General features: G+C 42.6%; 22 protein-coding genes. 11 read left to right on the top strand and 11 right to left on the bottom strand.

All coding sequences use genetic code 11. The features are described 5' to 3' along the window. Nucleotides 1–10: 10 nt before the first annotated feature. From U5J89_RS12040 to U5J89_RS12010, 7 genes are all read right to left on the bottom strand, one after another. On the bottom strand, nucleotides 11–835 hold the full coding sequence (locus U5J89_RS12040; RefSeq protein WP_322575881.1) for a mechanosensitive ion channel family protein: 825 nt from the start codon (nucleotides 833–835) through the stop codon (nucleotides 11–13). Between the two features lie 86 nt (nucleotides 836–921). After that, entirely contained in the window at nucleotides 922–1212 is a 291-nt protein-coding gene (locus U5J89_RS12035) for a hypothetical protein (protein WP_322575880.1), read from the bottom strand. 37 nt (nucleotides 1213–1249) lie between these two features. After that, nucleotides 1250–1738 (bottom strand): Dps family protein, encoded by a 489-nt coding sequence (locus U5J89_RS12030; protein WP_416208529.1) that lies wholly within the window; start codon nucleotides 1736–1738, stop codon nucleotides 1250–1252. A gap of 279 nt (nucleotides 1739–2017) precedes the next feature. Beyond that, the gene (locus U5J89_RS12025; protein WP_322575878.1) at nucleotides 2018–3061 is read right to left on the bottom strand and encodes a porin; all 1044 of its coding nucleotides are present in this window, start codon (nucleotides 3059–3061) and stop codon (nucleotides 2018–2020) included. Between the two features lie 92 nt (nucleotides 3062–3153). After that, nucleotides 3154–3285 (bottom strand): hypothetical protein, encoded by a 132-nt coding sequence (locus U5J89_RS12020; RefSeq protein WP_322575877.1) that lies wholly within the window; start codon nucleotides 3283–3285, stop codon nucleotides 3154–3156. An 80-nt stretch (nucleotides 3286–3365) separates the two neighbouring features. Next, a complete protein-coding gene (locus U5J89_RS12015; protein WP_322575876.1) occupies nucleotides 3366–3863 on the bottom strand; it encodes an RNA pseudouridine synthase in 498 nt (165 codons plus the stop codon). 39 nt (nucleotides 3864–3902) lie between these two features. Further along, nucleotides 3903–4253, bottom strand: coding sequence for a hypothetical protein (locus U5J89_RS12010; protein WP_322575875.1), 351 nt, complete (start codon nucleotides 4251–4253; stop codon nucleotides 3903–3905). Between the two features lie 542 nt (nucleotides 4254–4795). Here U5J89_RS12010 and U5J89_RS12005 point away from each other — a divergent pair. Together U5J89_RS12005 and U5J89_RS12000 are read left to right on the top strand one after the other, a co-directional pair. Beyond that, nucleotides 4796–6610: an SLC13 family permease gene (locus tag U5J89_RS12005; protein ID WP_322575874.1), complete on the top strand. Its 1815-nt coding sequence runs from the start codon at nucleotides 4796–4798 to the stop codon at nucleotides 6608–6610. 98 nt (nucleotides 6611–6708) lie between these two features. Continuing rightward, complete coding sequence (locus tag U5J89_RS12000) at nucleotides 6709–8442, top strand: SulP family inorganic anion transporter (protein WP_322575873.1); 1734 nt, start codon at nucleotides 6709–6711, stop codon at nucleotides 8440–8442. A 3-nt stretch (nucleotides 8443–8445) separates the two neighbouring features. Here U5J89_RS12000 and U5J89_RS11995 read toward each other — a convergent pair whose 3' ends face one another. Both U5J89_RS11995 and U5J89_RS11990 read right to left on the bottom strand, forming a co-directional pair. Beyond that, nucleotides 8446–8958: a SixA phosphatase family protein gene (locus tag U5J89_RS11995; RefSeq protein WP_322575872.1), complete on the bottom strand. Its 513-nt coding sequence runs from the start codon at nucleotides 8956–8958 to the stop codon at nucleotides 8446–8448. 106 nt (nucleotides 8959–9064) lie between these two features. Then, nucleotides 9065–10378: an MATE family efflux transporter gene (locus U5J89_RS11990; RefSeq protein ID WP_322575871.1), complete on the bottom strand. Its 1314-nt coding sequence runs from the start codon at nucleotides 10376–10378 to the stop codon at nucleotides 9065–9067. Nucleotides 10379–10583: 205 nt separating this feature from the next. On the opposite strand from U5J89_RS11990, the gene U5J89_RS11985 reads away from it, so the two are divergent. The 9 genes from U5J89_RS11985 (at nucleotide 10584) to U5J89_RS11945 (ending at nucleotide 17060) form a co-directional block, all read left to right on the top strand. Continuing rightward, a complete protein-coding gene (locus U5J89_RS11985) occupies nucleotides 10584–11252 on the top strand; it encodes a hypothetical protein (RefSeq protein ID WP_322575870.1) in 669 nt (222 codons plus the stop codon). 135 nt (nucleotides 11253–11387) lie between these two features. Continuing rightward, entirely contained in the window at nucleotides 11388–11867 is a 480-nt protein-coding gene (locus tag U5J89_RS11980; protein WP_322575869.1) for a hypothetical protein, read from the top strand. Between the two features lie 6 nt (nucleotides 11868–11873). After that, entirely contained in the window at nucleotides 11874–12737 is an 864-nt protein-coding gene (locus U5J89_RS11975; RefSeq protein ID WP_322575868.1) for a hypothetical protein, read from the top strand. Between the two features lie 90 nt (nucleotides 12738–12827). Further along, nucleotides 12828–13382, top strand: a complete 555-nt coding sequence (gene rsmD / locus U5J89_RS11970) for a 16S rRNA (guanine(966)-N(2))-methyltransferase RsmD (protein WP_322575867.1) — start codon at nucleotides 12828–12830, stop codon at nucleotides 13380–13382. Nucleotides 13383–13394: 12 nt separating this feature from the next. Continuing rightward, entirely contained in the window at nucleotides 13395–13895 is a 501-nt protein-coding gene (gene coaD, locus U5J89_RS11965; RefSeq protein WP_322575866.1) for a pantetheine-phosphate adenylyltransferase, read from the top strand. A 614-nt stretch (nucleotides 13896–14509) separates the two neighbouring features. Next, the gene (locus U5J89_RS11960; protein WP_322575865.1) at nucleotides 14510–15703 is read left to right on the top strand and encodes a pyridoxal phosphate-dependent aminotransferase; all 1194 of its coding nucleotides are present in this window, start codon (nucleotides 14510–14512) and stop codon (nucleotides 15701–15703) included. Between the two features lie 90 nt (nucleotides 15704–15793). Further along, nucleotides 15794–16069 carry an FmdB family zinc ribbon protein gene (locus U5J89_RS11955; RefSeq protein ID WP_322575864.1) on the top strand — a complete coding sequence of 92 codons (276 nt, stop codon included), beginning with the start codon at nucleotides 15794–15796 and terminating at the stop codon, nucleotides 16067–16069. A 21-nt stretch (nucleotides 16070–16090) separates the two neighbouring features. Next, nucleotides 16091–16690 (top strand): hypothetical protein, encoded by a 600-nt coding sequence (locus U5J89_RS11950; RefSeq protein WP_322575863.1) that lies wholly within the window; start codon nucleotides 16091–16093, stop codon nucleotides 16688–16690. Continuing rightward, nucleotides 16683–17060, top strand: a complete 378-nt coding sequence (locus U5J89_RS11945; RefSeq protein WP_322575862.1) for a YraN family protein — start codon at nucleotides 16683–16685, stop codon at nucleotides 17058–17060. Before U5J89_RS11950 ends, U5J89_RS11945 begins: the two co-directional genes overlap by 8 nt. Nucleotides 17061–17069: 9 nt before the next feature. On the opposite strand, the gene U5J89_RS11940 is transcribed toward U5J89_RS11945, so the two are convergent. Continuing rightward, a complete protein-coding gene (locus U5J89_RS11940) occupies nucleotides 17070–18341 on the bottom strand; it encodes a 1-acyl-sn-glycerol-3-phosphate acyltransferase (RefSeq protein ID WP_322575861.1) in 1272 nt (423 codons plus the stop codon). Continuing rightward, nucleotides 18334–19260, bottom strand: a complete 927-nt coding sequence (locus U5J89_RS11935) for a bile acid:sodium symporter family protein (RefSeq protein ID WP_322575860.1) — start codon at nucleotides 19258–19260, stop codon at nucleotides 18334–18336. The genes U5J89_RS11940 and U5J89_RS11935 overlap by 8 nt, the downstream gene beginning before the upstream one ends. Nucleotides 19261–19290: the final 30 nt, after the last annotated feature.

Below are 19290 nucleotides of genomic sequence, written 5' to 3'. Positions count from 1 at the left end.
ACTAAAGGCTTTATCCATTTTCCTTGAAAAGATGAATATCGCGCTGCGGAAATGGGAAAGAGATATCTTCTTCGTCAAATCGCTCTTTAATGCGTTTCGTAAGCGCATATCGGAGTGGCCAAGCATTTGCTGTTTCGGTCCATGGACGTACCCGAATACCCACTGCGCTATCGCCCAAATTACTAACGGCAATAAGCGGCTCCGGCTCATCGAGCACACGGTCATCGGCAGAAAGTACTTCACTCACAATATTCATTGCCTTGTCCATATCATCATCGTAGGCAATACCGAATTCCATATCAACGCGCCGTTTATCATTACTCGAGTAATTTTTGATTTCCGTGCCCCATACTTTAGAATTGGGCATCGTAATCGCAATGTTATCAAAAGTATGCATCTCGGTAACAAAGAGTCCTATCTCATCTACCACACCCGAGGTACTGCCAATATCAACCGCATCTCCCACATTAAACGGACGCAATATCAAGAGCATCATTCCTGATGCAATATTGCTGAGTGTCCCCTGCAGGGCCAAACCAATGGCTAAACCAATAGTACCCAGAACGGCAATCAAGCTGGCAGTTTCAACGCCAAACTTGTTCAATACCGCCAGTATTGTCACCGCAATAACGAGAATCTTAGTTGCCTTAACAAAAATGGGAGTTATTGTGGGATCAAAACGTTCCGACTTATCCATCTGTCTTTCAACGCGTTTCCCTACCCATTTTGCAACAACCAAACCAACTATCAGTATTGCTACGGCACCAATTAACTCAAGGCCATATTCAACCAAATACGGCATTAACTCCTCTTGAAATGAACTAAAGTTTTCCATGTTTTCTATATCAATAATTTTAGATTAATAAAAAAAAGAAGGCAGCCCTAGTGGACTGCCTTACAGTATATTAATAATATCTAGTATTATTCATTTACTATTTCACGAATCTCTGAAAAGCCTTTCTTAACATCTTTCCAAAGCTTTTCGCTATCCGCTTTTATTTCCTCAAAAACATCATCACCCGAGTCTTTAATTTTATCCAGCTTTTTTCGTAGTTGAGCACGATTTTCTTTCAGATCATCCATTCGCTCTTCGAGTTTAGCTTTCAGATCCTGAGACTCCTTGTTAACTCGCTTCTGGAGCTCGTCAATCTGCGTATTCCACTCGCGTAATTGTTTTTCCAACTTATCGATGTATTCCTCTCGCTTAGCCATAATAATTGTGTTTTTTGTTTGATTTATTTTATACCAGTTATTCCAAATGGCTGCGCAACATCCAAGCCGTTTTAGAATGTACTTTCAACCGTTCCGTTAACAGATCAATCGTTGCTTCATCCTCAGCCTCGTTAGCAGGTTCAAGTGCCTGTCGGGCTGTACGCAAAACCTGTTCATTACCTACAGCTAAACGCCGAACCATCTCCATCGCTTCCGGCTCATCTTGCTGTTCATCAACAGAAGTTAATTCATTGAATTCTTGAAAAGTACCGGGAGCTCGATAACCAAGCGCACGTATACGTTCGGCAATTTCATCAATAGCCTCGGCAAGTTCAGTATACTGCTCTTCAAACTGTTCGTGCAGCGAATGGAACAGCTCACCCGTTACATTCCAATGATAATTATGTGTTTTCAAATACAACATGTATGAATCCGCCAACACCCTGGAAAGAGCATCGGCTATCTCTTTACGATTTTCTTCGCTTATCCCAATATTGATTTCCATCGTTTTATCTCCCTTTGTCATGGTACTCATAACTAAACACCTAAATACTTTTTAATTCTATTGATTTCTACATTTGCAGTTTATGCTACAGTAATAATGTTCATTTTTACTCTTAAAAAATTCTTTTAAAAGTTCGCAGAAGAACTCTTTTATATCCTGTAAGAACATGGTTTTCTGTTGTTTGTTATATCACACTATCAATACAGTAAAATGAAGTTAATCATTCCAAGAAACCAATAGAAGGTACTTATAACCAATATAGATAATCCCTGATAGATTAGGAATTGCAGAAAAAAACTATCAGAAATTGATTTGCAGATTTAACAGAATCCGGGAGAAATCAACGCCGTCTTCGAGTGGATAAATATAGTTAAGCTGTATTTCAGAAAAGTCCGATGGAAAAATATTAATTCCTCCTAAAACGGACTCAGAGCTGTTTCCGATAAAATCCCCATCAAAGTAATCCCAGCGGGCAAGCAGTTGCGTCTTCGGCATTACAAAGTAGCCGCCTGTCAAATAGTACCCGAAGGGATTATATTCCGTACCGGCATCAGCATTAATCGTTGAATAAATAAATTCTCCGGCCAACATCATCCCTTTATAGCTAATACGCGTATCAGCACCAAGCAACAGCTGTTCACCCTCAACCTGCGATAATAATCCCGCCCCGGTTGTAGCACTTTCGCTCTGCTCATACGAGGCATTTAGTCCCATCATAAATTTGCTATCCGAACTACCACCTATACCCGAATTCGCTTCTATCCTGGCTGTATATAGAAACTTGTCATCGTCGTTGGCATTCGCTCCAAAGCCGTTACCGTTAAACATCCCAGCAGTATATCTAAACCTTCCATCTGCCATATCACCCTGCATTTGAAGCCCCACCTGTCGCTTTGGAGCCAACTGGTTAACTACCGATGACCGATTAACGAAATCAATGGTTGCCGCTCCCGTTAAATACTCGTAACTAAAGGGAGCTTTAAATAATCCCGCCTTTACTGAAAAATTTGGCGTCAGATTATAATACATATTCACATCAAGCAAAGCAGTGCTACTCACAAAATTCGTCTGCAGCTGGTAACCAAATTTATTGTCAAACTCTCCATATACTTGCAAACGTGCATTGCCCACCGAAAACCCATTTGATCCACCTAACCGCTCAAACTGGTAGTCACCTACAGCCTGGAGCAACCCTCCAACTGAGAAATATTCTTTTTTAAACTGATCCTTAAACTGCTCAAAATCAGATGAGGATTGATCCTGGGCCTGCACCGACATCCCGATAAAAAAGAAAAGACCAAAAAGGAGAATCGATCCAATAATTTTAGTAACGTCTGTTTTCATAATAAGTAGTATTCGTTGATAAGTATATATTTTCTAATAAGATATTATTATAAAGTTAAAGCATAACAACGGTTCCATTCCGACCAAGAAACTCAACCGGATTGTGCTTCTTTTTTCCATCGAAATCGATCTATCAGACGCATCATATCGGCAGGAATCTTGGCCTCAAATTGTACCTCTTTTCCATGACGGGGATGCTTAAATGCCAATCGATAAGCGTGCAAGCGCCTGACGATTAATCAGCGGTTCTCCCTCTTCTTCGGGCGCGTAATGCTGATCGCCTACCAGCTGGTGACCAATATGCTCAAACTGTACGCGGATCTGATTTTTTAATCCCTGTATCCAGCTGCACTTCCACCAGCGTATTTTCTAAAAATCGTTCTTTTACCTTGTATGACAAACGCGCCGGGGTAGCACCCTCCTCTTCGGAATCAACCACAATATTGCGAAACCCCTCTTTAATAAGCTTCAGATAATGCTCCAGGACGCCCTCGTCCTGTTCTACGATACCACGCACCATTGCCAGATAGGTCCGTTTGGGCTCATGATTGCGAAATTTTTCAACAAGATCATTATAAGCGCGCTCATTTTTAGCAAACACCATCAGCCCGCTGGTATAACGATCAATACGATGCACCACGCCCACACGTACACCGTGCTTGGCAAGGTGATCCGCAACAAGATCGTATAAATTCTTGACGTTACTATCGGGGATAGGTACCGCAAGCAATCCCGCCGGCTTGTCGACGACAAAAATATCTTTATCCTGCTTAACAATATAGAAAGGTCGTTTTTTTGCCATCACAAACCGGGTCCGAAACTGCAGGTAATATCAAATCACTTACGATTCAACATCATGCACTTCCTTAAGAATAGCTTTAGCCTCTTTATCATCCTTCTGCATTACCCGGTGCTGCAGATTTGTGACAATCTCTTGCTGGGCCTTGTCAAAAGCCATCTCCTTGGCCTCCCGTTCCGTACCCGTTCGCAAGATCTCAAACACATCATCCGCACGAATAATACTGTAAAGCTTATCTTCATTAAACGCATGCGAACGCAGCTCCTCATATTCCTTAAAAAGCTCAGGAAACTCATCACTGCTTTCGGCCCGGTCAATTATCTCAACATCATCGGGACCTTCAGCGCTAAGTGGGGTTTTACAGAGATAAAAAAACTTGTGCTTGTAATTCATAATCGAAAATCTAAGTCAATTTTAATATCAATAACATTCAAAACGCTTTAATGTAAGAAAAAATCTACGCACCTTCGTAATTCTTCATCCACATAATTCATTCTATGCACTTTTTTATCCAACATAAGCGCCCTCAATAAATTAGGGGCCTAATTATCAATCTGCTACTCCTCTTTCTTTTAGGATGATGTTTCTCTCCTGCCAATATCCAAGTATCTCCAGCTGATAGTACATCAAGTAAACGATAACAGGCTTCTGCCGATAAAACCCCGGTCCTTTCTATATTTCATCTGCTCCCGCAAATCGAAGGCCAGTTTATGAAAATTAACATTAAAAAGAGGTGCTCCGATACCAGATAAAAATTAGTTTTTATGTCGAAATTTTTCCATCCCATCCCAATAGATATTCACATATTATCTTCCGAATTTCGGAATTTTGCGACGGCTCAAGTTTGTTTAAAAAATTGATAATTTCGGGCAGATAGTATCCAATTCAGCGTATCAGAAAATCAGGAGTATTAACTATACAAATCTCATTTATTTATGGGTATAGATATTGCAATAACTCTTGCTGTTATCGTTTTAGCGTTTACGGCACTATTCTTTGATATCTGGAGTCCCGACGCCATACTTCTAACTGCTGTTGGTATTGTTACCGCGGCAGGCGTCATAAGTCTCGATCAAGCCGTCAATCAGTTTGGAAATACTACTATTGTAGCCCTGGGATCACTTTACGTTATTGCCGCAGCATTGCGCAATAGTGGAGCTCTTGAAAAAGCAAGCGAATATATACTGGGAAGCGGTAGCCAAAATATTCGTAAAATACTACTAAGAATGTGTCCCGGCGTTTCTATCTATTCCGGTTTTCTAAACAACACGCCTATTGTTGCAATGGGAATCCCTGCTATCCGTCGATGGGCACGAAAATACAATGTATCATCATCAAAATTATTGCTGCCGCTTTCTTATGCAGCCATTTTAGGGGGTATGTGCACATTAATTGGAACCAGCACAAACCTTATTGCTCACGGTTTGCTACAAAGTAATGGTTTGGCCGGTTATTCATTTTTTGAATTAGCCTGGCTGGGGGTTCCCTGTGCTATCATTGGTCTGACTTACATTATTATTTTTAGTCCTAAATTAACGCCAGACCGCAGTGATATTCGTGATGAGGAGGAAACACAACGTAAATCGCTCGTTGAACTTGAGATAACAGAAGAAGCTGCACTCGTTGGCAAAACAATAGAAGAGGCAAACTTACAACAATTCCCGGGCTTTCGTCTTGTACGTATTAATAGACATGACAATGAGATTGCTCCCGTATCCAAGGATGAAAAGCTGCGATCAGGCGATCACCTGTTTTATGCTCCCAAAAAAGGAATTTCAGAAATATCTCCCGATCTTACTGATTATCCTGGCCTGAGACTTGCATTCAAACCGCCGCGCGATATTAAGCGGGACGAAAAAAAGGACCGGGAACTACATCAAGTAGTTGTCAAAGAAGGTTCACGACTGGTAGGATCTACGGTTGAAGAGGCAAAGCTTTTAGATCGTTTTGGCGCCGCCGTTACCGGTGTTAGAAGAGGTGAAAAACGCATTCGGAAAAATCTCGGCGAATTTGTTCTGCGTCCGGGCGATGTATTACTGTTAGACACTAAACGCGGTTTCCAACAGGCCCATGAAGACTCACAAGATTTTTACCTGACAAGTGAGGCTGGCGGAGAGTTGCCTACACCTAACGACGAGCCAAAAAAAGATAAGGATGTTGGAAAAGATCTATATATATCCGTATTCGTCCTTATTGGCGTCATTGCATCAGTTACAGCCGGTGTTTTCCATATTGCGTTAGCTGGCATCTTGGGAGTAGCAGTATTGCTGGCCTTTAATGTTATTGATCCGGGGGATGCAAAAGAATCGATCGACTGGACGGTTTTAATAGTTATCGGGGCAGCACTTGGGCTTGGAAAAGCGATGGAAGTCAGCGGGACTGCAGAGCTAATAGGTAATGGCATACTTAGTTTAACCAGTGATTACGGTCCAAGAATTATACTTGCCGGACTTGTTTTAGCAACAGCATTACTTACCGAGACCATCACCAACAATGGTGCCATTGCCCTGATGTTCCCCATTGCCCTATCTGTAGCCCAATCGCAGGGATTAGAACCCAGAGCATTTATCGTAAGTATTACCTTGGTATCTTCAATGGCACTTTTGACTCCTATTGGCTACCAGACCAATTTAATGGTGTATGGCCCCGGAAACTATAAGTTCACTGATTTTACCAGAGTGGGATTTCCTCTGGCTATTGTATTATGGATCACAGTAATTATCTTAGCTCCTATAATATGGCCACTATAACATCTATATTATGAGCCATAATTTTTATTTCAATAGACAAAAAAACTTCAAAACTATTATCTTTGGGGCAATTTATGATACTGGGATCTTACTGATATATGGAAGAATGGCTACGGAAAACATTTAGAATTGCAGAGTGGCTGCCCAATTATAACAGCCATAAGTTTGGCGGGGATCTTACCGCCGGACTAACGACCGGCGTGATGTTTATTCCACAGGGCATGGCTTACGCCGTAATTGCGGGCGTTCCTCCCATCTACGGCCTTTATGCCGGCGTCATCCCTCTGCTTATCTATCCGCTATTAGGTACATCTAAAAACCTGTCCATCGGCCCCGTCGCCATCGATATGCTCATTGTTGCCGCGGGCGTTAGCCTTCTTGCCGAACCCAACACCGATCGATATATCACGCTTACCATTCTACTTACGATGATGGCCGGGGGTATGCAACTATTAATGGGATCAATGCGGCTGGGATCAATTTTAAACATATTTTCACGTCCTGTAATAGCCGGTTTTACGCTTGCTGCTCCCATCATTATTGCATTTAGTCAGGTAAATAATTTATTAGGTATCAATATTCCACAAACGCAATATGTCTTCGTTATCATAGAAGAAATGCTGCTGCAATTCGACGAAATTCATTGGCAAACATTTATGTGGGGTGGTGGCGCTATTTTGCTACTGGCTATCATGCGATATGTTAAACCTGTTTTTCCATCTTCAGTAATCATTCTTATTGGCAGCCTGGTATTATCATGGGGAATTGGAGCCGAAAAATTAGGTATTCAATTAGTTAGTGATATCCCATCCGGGTTACCATCTTTTGCTTTGCCGGAAATTAATTTTAACAACATGCGAGAATTACTACCCACCGCACTCACTTTAGCTTTGGTACAGTTTATGAGCGTGGCTTCGCTGGGACAAACGTTTGCCAAACGCCATAACTATATTATTGATGCTAATCACGAGCTCGTAGCCCTTGGTGCCTCCAACTTCTTGGGCAGCTTATTTAAATCCATTCCCGTATCAGGCAGCTTTTCCCGATCGGCGGCATCCGAGCAGGCTAATGTCCAAACACCACTGGCCAATATTATAACCTCTGTCGTCATCATCGCCACCCTTCTGTTTTTGACACCTATTTTCTACTTCCTGCCCATGCCAATACTCGCGGCCATCATTATTGTTTCGGCCCTTAACCTCATTGACATTGGAGAATTCAAGTTTTTATACAAAACCAAACGCAGTGAGGGACTTATTGCCATTTTTACTGCCCTAAGTACTCTTCTTATTGGCATACAAGAAGGAATTTTGTTAGGCGTAATCGCTTCAATGATTTACATGTTCTACCACTACAGCCGACCCAATGTAGCAGAGCTTGGTATTATTCCAGGTACACGACTATTTAAAAATTTGGACCGGAATCCAGAAGCTAAACCTATTAACGGGGTTATGATCTTACGGGTGGATGCGTCATTTTCATTTGTTAATGCTGATTTCTTCAGGGATTACATCATTGAAAAAAGCCGTAAACGCAATCAATCAACGCGATATGTTATTATTGATGGAAGCACCATTAATTCATTAGATACCACAGCCATCGACAAGATAAAATCGATGGTGGGTACTCTTAAAAACTGGGATATCGAACTGTATATTGCGGGACTTAAAGGGCCGGTCCGCGACGTAGTTGACAAATCAGGGTTAAGAGAGTTTCTGGGGTCCGACCACTTTTATCGCGATCCACACGAGGCCGTATCACATATTTTAGAACTTATTGACGAGGAAGATAAAAGTTCTCGTCTGGCTGATTACAAAGATGTGATTGGATAAGCGTTAATCCATTTTTTGTAAAAGTTCGGGAACCATCATCCACCGAAAACGAGCCGTACCAGGTTTTATCTGCTTCCATTTTATCGCCGGATGCTCAATACAAACCAGTCCGCCCGAAGGTATCCTTGCTACATATTCTCCTTCACCATTGCAAAGCAGCGAAACCGTTTCTTCAAGCAGTGGATTATGCCCTACAATCATAATTCTATCGGTATCGTCGGAAGCATTTTGTACTGCCGAGAGGTAATCGCGCGCGCCGCCATAATAAAGATCTTCATTCCAGGTCACCATATCCGATGTTAAATCAGCAGCTTTTATAATAAGCTCGATCGTTTCTTGTGCACGCTTCGCGGTAGAACCCTCAATATATGCGGGCTGGACAGCGACTTTCCTGATGAACAATCCCATCCGCGATGCATCAATACTTCCCTGTTCAGCGAGTGGCCGATCAAAATCTTTCTGATTCCCGGTTCCATGCGATGATTGCGCATGACGCATTAGCATTATTGTCTTCATAAAACCGTGCTTTAAATATTCATTATTAATCCTCAGGGTTTGACAAGTAATCCTTACTCAGAAATAGATCATCAGGTTCAACTAAACCATGAGGATTTATTATAAATTACTGTTTCGACAACAAATTTATTTTAAGTATATGCTTGGGAGCAAAATAGGTGAGCGTAGCACCACGAGCCAACATAAAGAGCGTCATTGCAAGCCACAGCGCGTGATTCCCAACATAATGTACGCCAATAGCATAAGTAGGCAGAAAGACGATCAGCGTCGCGATAATCATAGAGTCGCGCATGGGACCGGTTGCCGTGGCTCCAATAAAAATGCCATCCCAGATATATGAAAAACTGCTCACCGTAGGTCCGGCAATCGTCCACAGAAAATAAACCATTGCCGTATTGATGACATCCTGCTGATTTGTAAATATCTGAAGAATTCGCACATCAAAAATAGCATATACAAGCGACGCCGCCACGCCAATGCCCGTCCCCCAAATAAAGCAATATTTTACAGCCAGCTTCACTCGCTTTTGTTGATTGGAACCTGTATACCGACCTATCAAGCTTTCAGCGGCATAGGCAAATCCGTCGATGCCGTACGAGACAAGCATCCAGAGCTGTAACAGTATAGAATTGGCTGCCAGTACTACATTTCCAAACTCGGCAGATTTTGCCGTAAAAAAGGAAAAGGTAAAAATGAGACATAGGGTTCGAATAAAAATATCACGATTGACCAAAAAGAATTTTTTAATAGCTTCCAGCTCAAGCAAGAGATCATGCACATAGCCACTCAGCCATTTTCTGTATTTATAGATCAGCAGCACTACTGCCAGCGTTACCCCGGCATAACGAGCAATGAGCGTACCCAGCGCAACACCATCTACCGTCATGCCCAACCCATAAACGAACAGCACATCGAGTCCTATATTAATGCTGTTCAAAAAGATAGTGACAATCATGGGATAGCGGGCGTTCTGCATCCCCAGAAACCAGCCGTTGATCGCATACAGACTTAGCGTTGCCGGAGCGGTAAAGATTCGTATCTCAAAATAGAGCCGGGTATACCGCTCTACTTCAGGGGATGCTTCAACGAGCCAAAAACTGAGGTCGGCAATCCATGCCTGCAGCAGTACAATTAAAATTCCAAAAACAATGGCCACCGTTAACGCCCGTGCCAGCGTCATGATGCTGTCTGTCTGATTTTTCTCTCCGAAAGCCTGTGCCGTAAGCCCGGTTGTTCCCATCCGCAGGAACCCAAATCCCCAAAAGATGAAGTTGAAAATCATGCTCCCTACAGCAATAGCTCCAAGGTAATAGGCTTCTTCGAGATGCCCTACCAATGCCGTATCAACCGCTCCAAGCAGAGGCACGGAAAGATTACTTATAATATTAGGAATGGCCAGATTTAAAACTTTCCGGTTCAACGGACTTGCTGAAATTTGTCGTTTACATTAGCGTTTGAATTGAAAGCACAGGCATTTTCGAAATGGCTAAATATAACCTAATCACAATAGAATTACGATTTTGTAAAACTCGTTATTTTCCTTCTTTATTTATTGAATCAATTATTAGATTTTATCAACATACAATTGTTTTATTTTTACACAGAAATCAGACTGAAGAACATCCATGGAAATAAGTTACTGGAAAAGCCGATGGCGAAAAGGAAATACCGGCTGGCATATGGATACTGTTTATCCGCCGCTTCCTCACCTTTGGAGTCATCTCAACATGAACTCGGATGCTCGGGTTCTTGTACCACTCTGTGGTAAATCCTTTGATCTGGAATGGCTTGCCGATCAATGCGATACCGTCATCGGCGTTGAAGTATCCTCAAAAGCACTTCGTGATGTGATGCAACAACACAACGAATCATTTATTCAGGATACCAGTCACGGCTTTATGATATACCGTTCCAATTCGATGGAGTTATGGGAGGGAGACTTCGCAAAGCTGCCGGCTGACAAAATTCCGCCTCAGGATCTCATCTATGATAAAGCCTCTATCATAGCCTTGCCTGCTGAAAAACGACAATACCATGCTGAAAAAATTATCGAACTCTGTAATTATAGTACCCAAATATTGATACAGACCTTTGAATATGATCAAAGTGAGATGAACGGTCCGCCCTTTTCAGTGGACGAAAAAGAGCTAAAGAAGCTGTTTGGCCACCGGTTTAAACTTGAATGCTTACACGAACAATCAAAGCTGGAAGATCTGCAGCAATTTAAGCGACGAGGATTATCTTCTTATCTCATAGAAAAAGTTTTTCACCTAAAGCCATTAAATAGTGCATAAGAACATACATTAGGCATGAAAAATAATATTAGAAAAAACTTTCCATTTTAGACTTGCAGTTGCATATCAGTAAGTCGGCATGTATTTTCAAAGTCATATTTTCAAAAACCACTTTAATTATATACGTATCTGCACATGGATATTGAAAAGCGTAATAGAATATTAAGTATTGTACTGGGAATTGTCATCCTTGCCTTAGGTTATTGGCTGTATCATTCAATTGTTGATCCCTACCAAGAAGTTATTGAACGCGAACAGATGACTGAGAAAGTACGTCATCAAATGGGACTTGTCCGCGATGCTTTGGTCCAATACGAGCAAGATAAGGATAACTTTCCTCCAACTGAGGGTGGACTTGATACATTGGTAACATGGTTAAAAACAGATTCAGCCATGGTTGCTGCAGGGGATTCTCTTTTTGCACCATTAGACCCAAACAAGAGTTACAAACCGGACTCATTAATCTACTCTCCGCGTCCACCCCATAAAAAGTTTGAGTATACGCTCAACGATACCCTTCGTCCCCAAATTTATCTGCTCGAAGATCCCGACACCGAAGATCGTATCGGATCGCTTGAAAACACGACCGAACTTAACGCTGCCAGTTGGAAGTAATGAAAGATGGAGGAACAACATCCTTGCTTAGGACTTTGCTTTTTTAATAATCAGCTCTTTTATGCTGTCAACGATCCAACAAGTCCACAAAAGCTGGCGCGTATAGGATGCTACGATTTTAATTTTGATATTACCGAAACGCTGCTTGGTAATTCCGAGCAGCATTTTCGGGGTATCAAACAAACCATAGATCAATTCAAGGAAGAATACGAAATTCGGCATCTGCGTATTCTTTCATTACCTACTCAAGAATGCTGGACATCGGTCCCCAAAATCGTTTATGACGACTCCGATGAACGCGAAAAGCATATCAACATCTTGATGAGCGGGATCGACCGCAAAAACATACAGCCCACCTGGTACACATTAAGCAATCAGGATTATAAATTTCTGTTGTTGCGCGATAATCAATCCCTCGAAGGATTTCAGAAATTAGCCGGTAACACCTCCACAACCGACTTGATCAGTGATTTTGAAATAGGATTACGCTGGATACAGCATGTAAACCCGGGAGGATCATTTATGACGATTTGCTGTTACCAAAACTGCATTTCGATAGCTTCATTTATACTCGGCAAGCTGCGCGGTGCCACATATATAACCTACGATGAAGTTCAGGACCTTCCCTATTTGTGGTTGCAACATACGCAGCAGCTTAGCTGGATGGGTGGACTGCACGAAGAGATTTACGTCTATGGCGAAAATGCTTTTCAAGTTATTGAGATTCTTGAACCTTTTTGGGATGACGCGGGAACGATTACAAAAATGGACACGCTGAAGAAAATACAGATCGAAGCTGACGAACAAACCTATGGCTTCAATCTCGAGTCGGCTTTCCCGGCAATAATGTTAGCTCTGGATTACAATTAATAACTATCTTTATACGGCAATTATCTCTGTCAGTATTATTTTTTGTACTTTTGCACCTAAACAAGGTTTTAAAAACAGAATTAGCAGCACATGCGTATTATTACCGGCACCTTAAAAGGCCGACAGATAAATATTCCAAACACATTAAACGTACGTCCCACGGCAGCACGCACCAAAGAAGGGCTTTTCTCAATACTTGATGCCCGAAAATATATCCGAAATACCAATATTTTGGATCTTTTTGCCGGTTCTGGCAATCTGGGATTTGAGGCTATTTCACGAGGGGCCTCAAAAGTACTATTTGTAGATAGCGACCGCAGGAATATCAAGCATATCGAAAGTGTAGGACGCGAATTTGATGTTAGTGATCAAATCAGGACAGCCACATCGCCGGTAGAAAAATTTCTGGAGGGTATGTCCCTCCCCTATGATATCATTTTCTCTGATCCGCCCTACGATTATGCCTACATGCACGAGATGATCAAAACGATTACCACAGACGGTTGGCTGGCAGAAGGTGGGTGGTTAATTCTTGAGCACGACAAGCGGCACAATTTTACCGATCACCCGCACTGCGCATACTACAAAGAATATGGACGCACCCATGTAAGTATTTTTCTCGATCAACCTGGAATTGAATTTTAAACCCTGCTATTTATGGAAACGCTTGCACTCTATCCCGGATCATTTGACCCCATCACCTACGGACATCTGGATATTCTTGAACGCGCTACCGAACTCTTTGATAAGGTCATCATTACCATTGCCGTAAACAACAAGAAAGAGACCGTCTTTTCAGGGGATGAACGAGAAGCCCTCATTAAAGAATATCTTTCAGACAAATCATGGGCTGATCGCGTCGAGATTCAACAGTTCACCGGCCTGCTGGTCGACTTTGCCAAGGAACGCGATGCGCAAACTTTGGTACGCGGTGTGCGACAGGTATCCGATTTTGAATATGAATTTCGCATGGCGCTCACCAATCGTCGACTAGCTCCTGAAGTTGATACCGTTTTTCTGATGCCCAACGAGCAGCTTACCTTTATATCGGCATCGTTGGTCAGGGAAATTGCATATTGGGGTGGTGATCTATCATCCTTTGTGCCCAACCACGTTGCAGAGGCTCTGCACGAAAAGTTCAAGGATAGAGAAAAGTAATCCAGATTGATTTATCCCCGGTCATGAATTAACAGGCTGAGGTCTTTGCAAAACCATACTGTCATCGCGCCGTGTCCCGCCTATGCGGGGAATGTAATGCAGCGATCTCCTTTTAGAAGCTTTGATCGGGAGATTGCCTGCCTATGCCGAAGCTTTTGTAACATCATAAGCCATATTTTATAGAAGGCTCCGCGCAGGCAGGCTTCTCAGGCTCGCAATGACAAGCTTAATTTTCGGGTTTTGCAAAGGCCTCCAGGCTATTAATTGCTACCTGTTTAACTGCCTCCAGGATATCCATCTCATAAATACATAGAAATAGAGCACACTTTTTTCTATTACATAGCTGCGAAGAAGTTGTACTTCTCAGCTTTACCACCTCGTTTTTGAGAGTGTAAATTCCTTGGAGCTATGGGGAGCATACAGCTACAGATTTGAGGAGTACGAACAAACAGTATGATTAAAAACCACAGGAATCCTACGCGCTTTTAACTTACAAGAAGTTTTTTAGAGTTAAATTCTAATCTGCGCCCAAAGCAATCTTAGAATAAAAGCAGACTTTTTTCTATTTTCAGTACTTTCTTAAACTGATTTAAAGCAACTGATTGGATAGCGTTATGATCTCAAAACGAGCGCAAGCTGTTTCTCCCTCCGAAACTCTGGCTATTTCTGCCAAAGCAAAAGAATTAACCCGCCAGGGTAAATCTGTTGTATCACTAAGCGCCGGTGAGCCCGATTTTAAAACACCCCGTCATATTTGCGATGCGGCCATTAAAGCCATTAATGACGGCTTTCACGGCTATACGATGAATACCGGTACGCCCGAACTGCGCCAAAGTATTTCGGATAAACTGAGGCGCGACAATAAGCTTAATTACGATCCTTCCCAGATCGTCTGTACCAACGGCGCCAAGCAGGCACTAGGCTTTAGCATGCTGGCCATGGTTGACGAAGGCGATGAAGTTATCATTCCTACGCCCTACTGGGTTTCTTATCCACAGATGGTTAATATAGCGGGGGGTACGCCGGTAACGGTGCGAACTTCATTTGAAAATAACTACCGGATGACTCCGGAGCAGCTTGAAAACGCTATTACTGAAAACACCAAAGCAATAATGCTCTGTTCTCCCTCCAATCCAACGGGTACCTGCTACAGCGCCGATGAACTTAAGGCTTTGGCGGAAGTACTGGCCGATCATCCCCAAGTTAATATCATCTCGGACGAAATTTACGAATACATTGTTTTTGATAATGATCATGTAAGTATCCTAAACATCGCACCGGAACTTAAAGAACGCACGGTACTCATTAACGGGTTTTCAAAGGGATTTGCGATGACGGGCTGGCGTCTCGGGTACCTCGCGGCGCCCAAACCATTTGCCGATGCCGTTGCTAAAATACAGAGCCAGGAAACCTCCGCTCCATCCAGCATTTCACAAAAAGCGGGCGAAGCAGCCTACCGCGGTGATCTTGAGGCCGTTAAAAACATGCGTAACTCATTTAAAAAGCGTCGTGATTATATCGTAGATGCATTATCAAATATCGACGGACTCAAATGCTTTAAACCTTCCGGTGCTTTTTATGTATTCCCTGATATCTCACATTATCTCGGAACCACATCACCAAGCGGAAATACCATTGAATCGAGTACCGATTTATGCATGTATCTGATCGAGGAACACGGGCTGGCAGCCGTACCCGGCGATGCATTCGGGGAACCCAAAGGCATGAGACTCAGTTATGCATCATCAATGGATGATCTCAAGGAAGCAATTAAGCGATTACAAACAGGTCTGCAAGAATTAACATAGCATACTGTAAATTTGTACCAACAAACCATTTTGGCACATTTTATGCTATTCTTCACTGCTATCAGAATCAAATAAAAAGTATTATCAATTATGCCAACATATAAGTACAAACGAGAAGACGGAACTACCTTTGAAATCAAGCAAAGCATTAAAGATGACGCGCTCGAAGAATGCCCCGAAACCGGACAAAAAGTAAAGCGCGTAATTTCCGGCGGTGGCGGCGTTGTATATAAAGGCGACGGCTTTTATGTTACGGATTATAAAAACAGTGACCGCAAGGAAAAGCGTGCCAAAGAAAAAGCACAAGCCAATAACACATCATGCTGTGCTAGTGGAGCTTGTTCCTCCAAAACTAATACCAATTAATTAACTTTAGATTCCAAGCGTGTGAATGAATCTCGCTCCCAAACCCATGAAGAAGCATTAGAGCAATTTATTTTGCTTTGGGGGGAGATGGCATCGGCCTGGGGTATCAACAAAACGATGGCTCAAATTCATGCCCTGTTGTATGCCGAGTCTGACCCGCTGGATACGGATGCCATCATGGATCAGCTTGATATTTCACGCGGCAATGCCAACATGAACCTGCGCAACCTGTTGCAGTGGCAGCTAATTCACAAGGAACATTTCAAGGGAAGTCGCAGGGATTTTTACACCGCCGAGAAAGACGTCTGGAATATTGTTTCTACTATTATCAGGGAGCGGCAACAGCGCGAGGTGGCGCCTATCCGACAGAATCTGAACAAAACACTCGACCTTTTCGAAGAAAAAGAATCTCTCTCTGAGGAGGAACAGGATTTTCAGAAACGAATCGAAAAGTTTACCGAGTTTCTGGAAATGTTTGAACGGTTTACGGAGGCACTGTTACCATACATCAACAAGAAGAACCTAAAGTTCCTGAAGCATCTGGTTAAACTGGCTGAAATGAAACACACCATAACAGGATCAAAATCGGATTCTTCATCTCCACCCCAACATCATGAGTAAAAAGACGACAAGAGAAATTGGCGATGAGGGCGAAGAACTGGCTGCTGCCTACCTTGAATCAAAAGGTTACACTATTCTGGAACGGAATTACCATTTTGAGCGCGCCGAGGTTGATATCGTAGCTTATGATAATGAGACCTGCATTGTTTTCGCAGAAGTTAAAACGCGCTCCTCAAATACCTTCGGCGAACCGGAAGAGTTTGTGGATGAGGAAAAGATTCAGAATGTCTATAAAGCGGCCGAGGCATGGATTTATGAGCGGAAGATGGATGGGGCGCCTGTACGTTTTGATATCGTTTCTATCCTCCAAAAAAATAATGAGGCTCCGGATATCAAACACTTTGAAAATGCTTTTACACAGGGACGATAATCTACAAACTTAGTCTTCCCGTTGATCGAACAATTCGGATCTCAGGTTTTTAAACTTTTTCAACTTTTCGGCAAATTTTTCATTATCCAGTAATGTTGACCGCTTTTTCTTATCAATCAATTTGGATACCAGCAGATCTTTCCCCCGCACAAATAAGGAAGCCGTAACGAGACTTCCTAAAACATATGCCACTATCCAGGGCGTGTCCAATCCCACTAAATACAAGATGAGAGCAATAGCCAAGTAATAGAACGGCAATAATAATCCCACTATAAATTTCACGGAAGCCTCAAAGGCTTCGTCCTCCAGATAGCTATTTACCAACCACCTGACAAGCTGATAAGGCAATGCATTGTTAAGCATTGAAAAAGCATAAAGAGGAATCAATATAATATCCTTCATTCCAATCGAAACAGGGTTCGCTACTTCCTGAAGAGTAATATCATATTGATCGGCTTTTTCCAGCAAAAACTCTGATTCCTCTACCAGCTCACCATTTAGATGCTCAGCAATGACTGTGGCGCGACGATTAACCAGCTCAGGTTCCAGCAGCTCTTTACGATTGGGCTCCAGCTCATCGAGCATTAGCTGATATAAAGCGTAGTGCTTCTTATTGGGGATATGCAGCGTCAGATTTTTCAAACGATCCGCAATCTCCATCTTTAACGCGTGGGCGGCCTCGCGTTCATCCACCCGATATTCCTTCTTGTATTGCAAAGCCGGAACCACTTCTCCAAATTCTATGCGCACAGGGGACCGAGACTTTCGGTGTTTTCCATAGCTGATGCCAACAGGTACGATCTGCAGGTCCAAATCCCAATTATATTTCTCCTCCACACCAAAAACGATGCGGGTAAATCCTTTACTAAGCGGACGTATGCGCCGCTCCATAACATGGCTTGCCTCAGCGAACACCAGCAGGGCATCATTCCGAGCAAGGCGCTCATAACACTCTTCAAAAATTTGTTCATTACGTTTGATGGTTCCGAAACCATCTCGGGCACGATAGACCGGGAGCATGTTCAGCGAATAGAAAAAACGATCTAATATCGGATTGCCATAAGCCTCGGCGCGAGTTAAAAAGTGAACAAAATGCCTCGTATTGTTAACAATATGCAACGCATCCAGAAAAGAATTCTGATGATTGGCTATAAACATTACCGGTTTATTTTCCGGCACATGCTCTCTTCCGATGACCGTTATATCGGAATAAAAAAGGTTTAACGCCGGACGAATAATGCCATACCTGAAAAATTGATACCAGAGATAATTCTTACGCATTGCTAAATACTTGTTGTAAAGCTGATTTTCCTATAGACCAGTACCAACCGATGCCCAGACCGGTAATAATATGCCAAATACCCCACCACGCGGCAACAAGGGCCATACCTCCCAATCCTTCAAAAAAGTTGAAAATGAGCAGTAGCCCCAGGCCGGAATTTTGGATACCGGTTTCAATAGCAATTGATTTTCGATCTTTATAGGGCAGATTAAATATAGAAGCCAGCGCATATCCACCTGAAAGGGCAAAAGCATTGTGAAAAAATACGAGCCCAATAACCAAATGCACATAGCTCAGAAAATTTTCAAAATTCATACCAAAGGCTACAAGCACAAAGCCTGCAAAAAAGACGATTCCAAAACCCTTAATCCAGCCTGAAATTCGTTTGGCCAATTCTTCTCTGTAATGGCGAACACTCATCCCCAAAATAAGCGGGATACCCAATATTAAACCGATTATCTTAAAAACTTCCCACAAATTTATATGGATGTCTCTCAATATTATACTCGTGGGTTCATATAAACTGGCCCAGAGCGTAAAATTAAAGGGAGTCATAATAATGGCCGAAGTGGTTACAATAGCCGTCATGCTTACCGACAATGCTGCATTGCCTTTGGCCAGTAACGAAAAAAAGTTGGATACATTTCCACCCGGACAAGCTGCAACCATAAACATCCCCAGTGCCATGCTCGGATGCGGCTCAAAAAAGAGCACCAGCAAAAATGTTATCGCCGGAAGCAATAAAAACTGCGACAAAATACCTACTAAGGTAGACTTGGGATCTTTAATAACGCGTTTGAAATCGGTAATCGACAACTCCAGCGCCACGCCAAACATAATTACAGCCAGCGATATATTCATCACCAGCAGCCCGCCCTCACCCAGATTCAAGCGTAAGGCATCAATAGATTCATTCATAGTTCATTAACTTAAAATCACGATCTACCT

This window comes from Fodinibius sp., assembly GCF_034521915.1.
Taxonomy (GTDB): domain Bacteria; phylum Bacteroidota; class Rhodothermia; order Balneolales; family Balneolaceae; genus Fodinibius.
This window is presented reverse-complemented; position numbering and strand designations above follow the sequence as displayed.